This window comes from Nocardioides sp. (genome assembly GCF_031422975.1).
Lineage (GTDB): Bacteria > Actinomycetota > Actinomycetes > Propionibacteriales > Nocardioidaceae > Nocardioides.
In genome coordinates this window covers 1-7,378 of the sequence record NZ_JANPEO010000610.1, presented here as the reverse complement: position 1 = coordinate 7,378, position 7,378 = coordinate 1, and the positions used below count along the sequence as shown (strand labels likewise).

Sequence of the window (7,378 nt, the reverse complement as noted above, 5' to 3'; positions counted from 1 at the left end):
CACGACCACGGCGATCACTGGTGCGTCCTCTAGAGTTGAGCCTCGTGTCCGACGCCGCCCTGCCTCCGCTGACCATCGTCGAGGTCCAGCGTCGGGTGGGTGAGGAGCTGACCCGGATCGGGCCGGTGATCGACGAGCTCGGTGCTCGCTTCGCCGCGGCCGGCGAGGAGTTGGCGCTGGTCGGTGGTCCGGTGCGCGACGCGATGCTCGGTCGCCTCCAGAACGACCTCGACTTCACCACCTCGGCCCGTCCCGAGAAGACCGAGAAGCTGCTGTCCGGCTGGGTGGACGCGATCTGGGACATGGGCCGCGCCTTCGGCACCATCGGCGCCCGGATCGGCGAGTGGCAGGTCGAGATCACCACCTACCGCGCGGAGACCTACGACCCGTCCTCGCGCAAGCCCGACGTGGCGTTCGGCGACAACCTGCCCGGCGACCTCGGCCGACGTGACTTCACGGTCAACGCGATGGCCGTCAGCGTGCCCGGACGCGAGTTCCAGGACCCGTACGGCGGCCTGGTGGACCTCGCCAACGCGACCCTGCGCACGCCGGGCCGCCCCGAGGACTCCTTCTCCGACGACCCGTTGCGGATGATGCGTGCCGCGCGCTTCGCTGCCCAGCTGGGCTTCACGGTCGCCCCCGAGGTCATCGAGGCGATGACCGAGATGGCCGGCAGGATCGAGATCATCTCCGCCGAGCGGGTGCGCGACGAGCTGGTGAAGCTGGTGTGCGCGCCGTTCCCGCGGCTGGGCCTGTCGCTCCTGGTGGACACCGGGCTGGCGGCCCACGTGCTGCCCGAGCTTCCGGCGCTCGCCCTCGAACGCGACGAGCACCACCGCCACAAGGACGTCTACGAGCACACCCTGACCGTGCTCGAGCAGTCGATCGACCTCGAGTCCCGGCTCGGGGGAGGGCCGGACTTCGTCTCGCGCTTCGCCGCCCTGATGCATGACGTCGGCAAGCCGCGCACGCGGCGCTTCGAGACCGGCGGGATCGTGACGTTCCACCACCACGACGTGGTCGGCGCCAAGATCACCCGCAAGCGGATGCGGGCGCTGCGCTTCTCCAACGCCGAGATCGACGCGGTGTCCACGCTGGTCGAGCTGCACCTGCGCTTCCACGGCTACGGCTCGGGCGAGTGGACCGACGCGGCCGTGCGCCGCTACGTGCGAGACGCGGACGACCAGCTCGAGCGGCTGCACGTGCTGACCCGTGCGGACTGCACGACCCGCAACCAGCGCAAGGCCGACCGGCTGCGCCGTACCTACGACTCGCTCGAGGAGCGGATCGACCGGCTGGCAGAGCAGGAGGAGCTCGCCTCGATCCGGCCTGACCTCGACGGCGCCGAGATCATGGAGATCCTCGCGATCCCGCCCGGCCGTCGCGTCGGCGCCGCCTACAAGCACCTGCTCGAGCTGCGGATGGACCACGGCCCGATGAGCCCGGACGACGCCCGCGCTGCGCTGCTCGCGTGGGCCGAGGCCAACCCGGAGTCCTGACCGGGCTCAGCGACGCCGCATCACGGCGACCAGCAGGACGCCCGTCAGGACGGCGGCGAGCTCGAAGAACGCGACCGAGCCGGCGTCGGGGGATGTCAGGGTCAAGAACGCCAGGACGACAACCATCACCAACGCGGCGAGGGCCGCGAGCAGCGGCCACGACGCCCGGTGCGCCGAGGTGGCCCCCAGCGCGGCGGCGACGAACAGGGCCGCCCCCATCAGCAGGGCGGGGATCTCGATGGTGCCGACGAAGCCGGAGTGACCCTCGCCGGTCAAACTCAGCCCGACGACGGCGCCGACCAGCAAGAGGGCGCCCATACCGGCCAGGTAGCGCACGGTGAACGAACTGACGTGTGTCATGGGGTCTGTCTACCGTGTCGACGTGCCGTGGGCCGGGTGCCCGACCGCCATGGGCGAGACCAGGTGGCCGGCCGTTCGGCACCCGCTCGATAGATTGCCCGCCATGACAGACCTCATCGCTCCCCTGCTCGAAGAGTCCATCACCATCGACGCCCCGCCGGAGCACGTGTGGTCCCTCGTCTCCGACCTCGCCCGGATGTCGAGGTGGAGCCCCCAGGTCGTCAAGACGATCGTGCGGGGCCGGCCGATCCAGCTCGGCACCACGATGGTGAACCTCAACCGGCGCGGCCTGCTCGTGTGGCCGACCCGGACCAAGGTCGTGCGGTTCGAGCCGCAGCAGGAGATCGCCTTCCGCGTGAAGGACAACTTCACGATCTGGTCGCTCACCCTCACCAGTGACGGTGCCGGCGGCACGGTCCTGACCCAGCGTCGCGAAGCGCCCGACGGTGTCTCGCCGGTCTCTCGCACGCTCACCGACAAGGTCCTCGGCGGGGTCACCAGCTTCCAGGCGGAGCTCGCTGCGGGGATGCGCGAGACGCTGGCCAAGATCAAGGTCGACGCCGAGCGCTGACGCAACGTGCGCAGCGCCGGAAATGCCGACAGCCCCGGCGGCGGGCCGGGGCTGTCGGGCGGTGCGGTTGGACTGCGTCAGTTCACTCGCCGGCGATGAACTTCTCGAGCTCGACGCGGCCGAGGTCGTCGGGCATCTGCACCGGCGGGCTCTTCATGAGGTACGTCGACGCGGCGATGATCGGGCCACCGACACCGCGGTCCATGGCGATCTTCGCGGCGCGCACGGCGTCGATGATGATGCCGGCGGAGTTGGGCGAGTCCCAGACCTCGAGCTTGTACTCGAGGTTGATCGGGACGTCACCGAAGGCACGACCCTCGAGGCGGACGTAGGCCCACTTGCGGTCGTCGAGCCACTGCACGTAGTCGGACGGGCCGATGTGGACGTTGCGGTCGCTGATCTTGTCGGCGAGCTCGCCCTTGAGGTTGGACGTCACGGCCTGGGTCTTGGAGACCTTCTTGGACTCCAGGCGGTCACGCTCGAGCATGTTCTTGAAGTCCATGTTGCCGCCGACGTTGAGCTGGTAGGTGCGGTCCAGCGCGACGCCGCGGTCCTCGAACAGCTTGGCCATCACGCGGTGCGTGATGGTGGCGCCGACCTGGGACTTGATGTCGTCGCCGACGATCGGGACGCCGGCGTCCTCGAACTTCTTGGCCCACACGGGGTCGGAGGCGATGAAGACGGGCAGCGCGTTGACGAAGCCACAACCGGCGTCGATGGCGCACTGGGCGTAGAACTTGTCCGCCTCCTCGGAGCCGACCGGGAGGTAGGACACGACGACGTCGACCTTGGCGTCCTTGAGGGCGGCCACGACGTCGACCGCCTCGGCGGGCGACTCGTCGATGGTCATGCGGTAGTACTTGCCGAGACCGTCCATGGTCGGGCCGCGCAGCACCTCGACCCCGATGGTGGGGACGTCGCAGATCTTGATCGTGTTGTTCTCCGAGGCGTTGATCGCCTCCGAGAGGTCCTTGCCGACCTTCTTGTCGTCGACGTCGAACGCCGCGACGAACTCCACGTCAGCGACGTGGTACTCGCCGAACTTGACGTGCATGAGGCCCGGCACGGAGGCGGTCGGGTCGGCGTCCTTGTAGTACTCGACGCCCTGGATGAGGGAGGTCGCGCAGTTGCCGACCCCCACGATTGCTACTCGTACGGACCCCATGGGGCTCTCCTTGTCTGGCGGAACTTCTAGCGGTCGGTGGATGATCGGGTGGGTGTGGTGCTCGGATTCGTGCCGAGGCGCCGTGACAGCGGCTCGCCACGCTCGGCGGAGATCAGGTCGGAGAGCCAGCGCACTTCACGCTCGACCGACTCGACCCCGTGCCGCTGCAGCTCTGCGGCGTACCTGTTGACCTCGGCCTGCGTGCGCTCGAGGTCCGACTGGACGCGGGCCAGTCGTTCCTGGAGTCGGGTACGGCGCCCTTCGAGCACCCGCAGCCGGATCTCCATGTCCGTGCGACCGAAGAACGCGAACCGGATGTCGAAGTTGTCGTCTTCCCACGCGGTGGGACCGACTTCCGACATCAGGCGCTCGAACTCGGTGTGCCCGGCGTCGGTGACGTCGTAGACGATCCTGGGCCGACGACTGACCGGCGTGGTGGCCGTCGCCTCCTCGATGAGGTTGGCCCGGAGCATCTTCTTCAGCGCGGGGTACAGGGAGCCGTAGGAGAGCACCCGACCCCAGCCGAGCATCAGGTTGAGCCGCTTGCGCAGCTCGTAGCCGTGCATGGGTCCCTCGTGCAGCAGTCCGAGGACTGCGAGCTCGATGGTCTCTGCGCGACGTGCCATGTGACCTATCGTAGCGATATATCCAGCAGCCGCTAATCGGGTGAACGCATCGGCGCCCCGTACCCTTTCGGCGTGAGCAAGCGCAGAGCCGACGGTCCCCCCCTGACCAGGCGACCCAACAAGCCCAAGAAGTCGCGGGGCCAACGCGTGCGCGGCCTGCTGAAGACGCTGACCATCTTCGGCGTGGTCGGACTGCTGATCTTGGTGGGCGTGTTCTTCGTGCTCTACAAGGCGATTGCGATCCCCGAGCCCAACGAGGCGTTCAAGGCCCAGACGACCTTCGTCTACTACAGCGGCGGCAAGGACGACCTGGGGACCTACTACGACGACCAGAACCGACAGTCGATCCCGCTCTCGGAGATGCCGCAGACGATGCAGGACGCGGTCGTCGCCGCCGAGAACCGCACCTTCTGGACCGACAAGGGGCTCGACCCGAAGGGCATCCTCCGGGCGGCGTTCTCCAACGCCAAGGGCAATGCGCAGCAGGGCGCGTCCACGATCACCCAGCAGTACGTCAAGATCCTCTACCTCACCAGCGAGCGCAGCTACCAGCGCAAGCTCAAGGAGGCGATCGTCTCGCTGAAGATCCGCAACCAGCTGGGCAAGGCCGAGATCCTCGAGGGCTACCTCAACACCATCTACTTCGGCCGCGGTGCCTACGGCATCCAGGCCGCCGCGGGCGCCTTCTTCGACAAGGACGCCAAGGACCTCGACCTGCGCGAGAGCGCCGTCCTCGCGACCACGCTGAACAACCCGTCTCGCTACGACCCGGACAACGGCCGCGATGCCAAGCAGGAGCTCAAGGAGCGCTACGGCTACATCCTCGACGGCATGGCCGACATGGGCACGATCTCCGCGGACGAGGCCGAGAAGGCCAAGAAGCACCTGCCCAAGTTCCCCGAGATCGCCACCCAGAGCCAGTTCGGTGGGCAGCGCGGGCACATGCTGACCCTGGTGAAGAAGGAGCTGCTGGGCCTCGGCTTCGACGAGCAGGAGATCGACGGCGGCGGGCTCCGCGTCACCACGACCTTCACCAAGGACGCCATGGCGGCCGCCGAGCAGGGCGTGCTGGAGGAGCGGCCCGAGGGCTTCGGCGACAAGGAGCTCCACGTCGGCGCGGCCACGGTCGAGGTCGGCACGGGCGCGCTGCGCGGGTTCTACGGCGGCCAGGACTATCTCGACTCCCAGATCAACTGGGCCGCGACCGGCGGCATGGCCGGCTCGACGATCAAGCCGTTGACGATCGCGGCCGCGATCAAGGACGGCTTCGAGCTCCAGGACTCCTTCGACGGCAACTCGCCGTACGTCTTCCCCGACGGCCTGGAGGTGCGCAACGAGGGCACCGGCTCCGACGGACTCGGCAACGACTACGGCTCGCAGGTCTCGCTGATCACCGCCGCCGAGGAGTCGATCAACACCGCCTTCGTCGACATGTCGGACTCGATGGACGAGGGCCCCCAGAAGATCTACGACATGGCCCGTGCCCTGGGGATCCCGGGTGACGAGCCGTCGAAGAAGTACTCCGGCATCCCGTCGCGCAGTGTCGACTTCACTCCCGAGGACACCCTGATCACCCTCGGCAAGGGGCGGGTCTCTCCGATCAACATGGCCAACGCCTACGCCACGATCGCCAACGGCGGTGAGCGCGCCGACGTGCACGTGGTCGAGAAGGTCGTGGACCACAACGGCGAGACGGTCTATTCATGGAAGCAGTCCTCCCGGCGGGCAGTGGATGAGGACATCGCAGCGGACACGTCGTACGCCATGCAGCAGATCGTCCAGAACGGCACCGGCCAGGCGGCGCTCGAGCTGGGTCGGCCCGCGGCCGGCAAGACCGGCACCGCGACCAACGGCAAGGACGAGGTCTCCTCGGCCTGGTTCGCCGGCTACACGCCGCAGATGGCGACCGCGGTGATGTACCTGCGCGGCGACGGTGACAACCAGCTCGACGGGTGGCTGCCGTCCTACTTCGGTGCCGTGTATCCGGCCCAGACCTGGACCGCGATCATGAGCTCGATCATGGAGGGGCTCGACGTCGAGGACTTCCCGGAGCCTGCGTACGTCGACGGCGACGCGCCCAGCGAGGGCCATGAGCCGTACGTCCCGCCGGCCACCACGTTCACGCCGCAGCCGCAGCCCACCCGCAAGCCCACCAAGTCGGCGACCATCAAGACCCAGGAGCCGGACCCGACCGAGACCCCGACACCGACGCCGGTTCCGACGCCGACGCCGACCGTCCCGGCCCCGACCGAGACCGTGCCGCCGCCCACGACACCCCCGCCGACGACTCCGGCGCCGGCGCCGACCGTGGCTCCGTCGCGGGTGGCCTCGCGATCGTTCGCCCTTCGCTGAAGGGGTGCCGACGATCGGGGATGATCCGGGGATGACTGCCCACGACGGCCGGGTCTCGCCCAGCCGCGAGGACGCGGTCGTCCGCTCCGTCAGTGAGGCGGTCGGCGGGCCGCTGGGCGACCATGCCGGGCAGCACCCGTGGTGGACACCGCTGCGCGCCGTCCTCCTGCTGGCTGCGATCGCCATGTCCCTGGGCATCGCGGCGAAGGCCCCCTGCCTCGACATCGCGGGCGATTCCGCCAACACCGGGCGCTACACCAACCTGTGCTGGTCGGACACCTCGACGGCGTACGTCGCCAACGGCTTCGCCGAGGGCTACTGGCCCTTCACCGATGACGAGCAGGTGCGGGCGCGCTACGCGCCGGCGTGGGTGCCGCCGCTGCCGGCCTACGTCGCCTTCGCCAGCCAGCGGTTGACCGCGCTGCTCACCGGGTCGCCCGACGTCGGCGCCCGCGCGCTGCTGCCCGTCTCCGAGGTCGCCCAGCAACCCGAGGTGCTGCGCGAGGCACGGGCCTTCACCCTCGTCAATGCGGTGCTGCTGGCGGCGGCGGGACTGCTGGCGGCGGGGCTGCTGACGGGCGTAAACCGCCGCCGTCCCTGGGACGCGGCGGCGTTCGCCCTCGCTCCCGTGGTGGTGCTGTTCTTCCCGATCACCTGGGACCTGCTGGCGGCGTCCGCCGTGGCTGCCGCCCTGTGGGGCTGGTCCCGCCAGCGACCCGGCGTGACCGGGGTGGCCATCGGCGTCGGCGCCGCGGCCTCCCCGTTCGTGGCGCTGCTGCTGGTGCCTGGGCTGGCGTTGCTGCTG

6 protein-coding genes and 1 pseudogene are annotated in these 7,378 nt (G+C 69.2%); 4 read left to right on the top strand and 3 right to left on the bottom strand.

Annotated elements, in window-relative coordinates:
* The first annotated feature begins 74 nt into the window (after positions 1 to 74).
* A complete protein-coding gene (locus tag RMO85_RS18120) occupies positions 75 to 1,499 on the top strand; it encodes a CCA tRNA nucleotidyltransferase (RefSeq protein WP_310530118.1) in 1,425 nt (474 codons plus the stop codon).
* A gap of 6 nt (positions 1,500 to 1,505) precedes the next feature.
* On the opposite strand, the gene RMO85_RS18115 is transcribed toward RMO85_RS18120, so the two are convergent.
* Entirely contained in the window at positions 1,506 to 1,859 is a 354-nt protein-coding gene (locus tag RMO85_RS18115) for a hypothetical protein (protein WP_310530117.1), read from the bottom strand.
* A gap of 103 nt (positions 1,860 to 1,962) precedes the next feature.
* Between RMO85_RS18115 and RMO85_RS18110 the strand changes: the two genes are divergently transcribed.
* The gene (locus RMO85_RS18110) at positions 1,963 to 2,430 is read left to right on the top strand and encodes an SRPBCC family protein (RefSeq protein ID WP_310530116.1); all 468 of its coding nucleotides are present in this window, start codon (positions 1,963 to 1,965) and stop codon (positions 2,428 to 2,430) included.
* Positions 2,431 to 2,512: 82 nt separating this feature from the next.
* Here RMO85_RS18110 and RMO85_RS18105 read toward each other — a convergent pair whose 3' ends face one another.
* Together RMO85_RS18105 and RMO85_RS18100 are read right to left on the bottom strand one after the other, a co-directional pair.
* Positions 2,513 to 3,595, bottom strand: a complete 1,083-nt coding sequence (locus RMO85_RS18105) for an inositol-3-phosphate synthase (RefSeq protein ID WP_310530115.1) — start codon at positions 3,593 to 3,595, stop codon at positions 2,513 to 2,515.
* Positions 3,596 to 3,621: 26 nt separating this feature from the next.
* Positions 3,622 to 4,221, bottom strand: coding sequence for a PadR family transcriptional regulator (locus tag RMO85_RS18100; protein WP_310530114.1), 600 nt, complete (start codon positions 4,219 to 4,221; stop codon positions 3,622 to 3,624).
* A 72-nt stretch (positions 4,222 to 4,293) separates the two neighbouring features.
* Between RMO85_RS18100 and RMO85_RS18095 the strand changes: the two genes are divergently transcribed.
* Positions 4,294 to 6,573 (top strand): transglycosylase domain-containing protein, encoded by a 2,280-nt coding sequence (locus RMO85_RS18095; RefSeq protein WP_310530113.1) that lies wholly within the window; start codon positions 4,294 to 4,296, stop codon positions 6,571 to 6,573.
* A 31-nt stretch (positions 6,574 to 6,604) separates the two neighbouring features.
* Positions 6,605 to 7,378, top strand: a pseudogene (locus RMO85_RS18090) (hypothetical protein); the annotation flags it as partial.

Bases quoted from the DNA above. Each gene is read 5' to 3' on its own strand.
- RMO85_RS18115 (WP_310530117.1), bottom strand. From the start codon at position 1,859: ATGACACACGTCAGTTCGTTCACCGTGCGCTACCTGGCCGGTATGGGC.
- RMO85_RS18110 (WP_310530116.1), top strand. From the start codon at position 1,963: ATGACAGACCTCATCGCTCCCCTGCTCGAAGAGTCCATCACCATCGAC.
- RMO85_RS18105 (WP_310530115.1), bottom strand. From the start codon at position 3,595: ATGGGGTCCGTACGAGTAGCAATCGTGGGGGTCGGCAACTGCGCGACC.
- RMO85_RS18100 (WP_310530114.1), bottom strand. From the start codon at position 4,221: ATGGCACGTCGCGCAGAGACCATCGAGCTCGCAGTCCTCGGACTGCTG.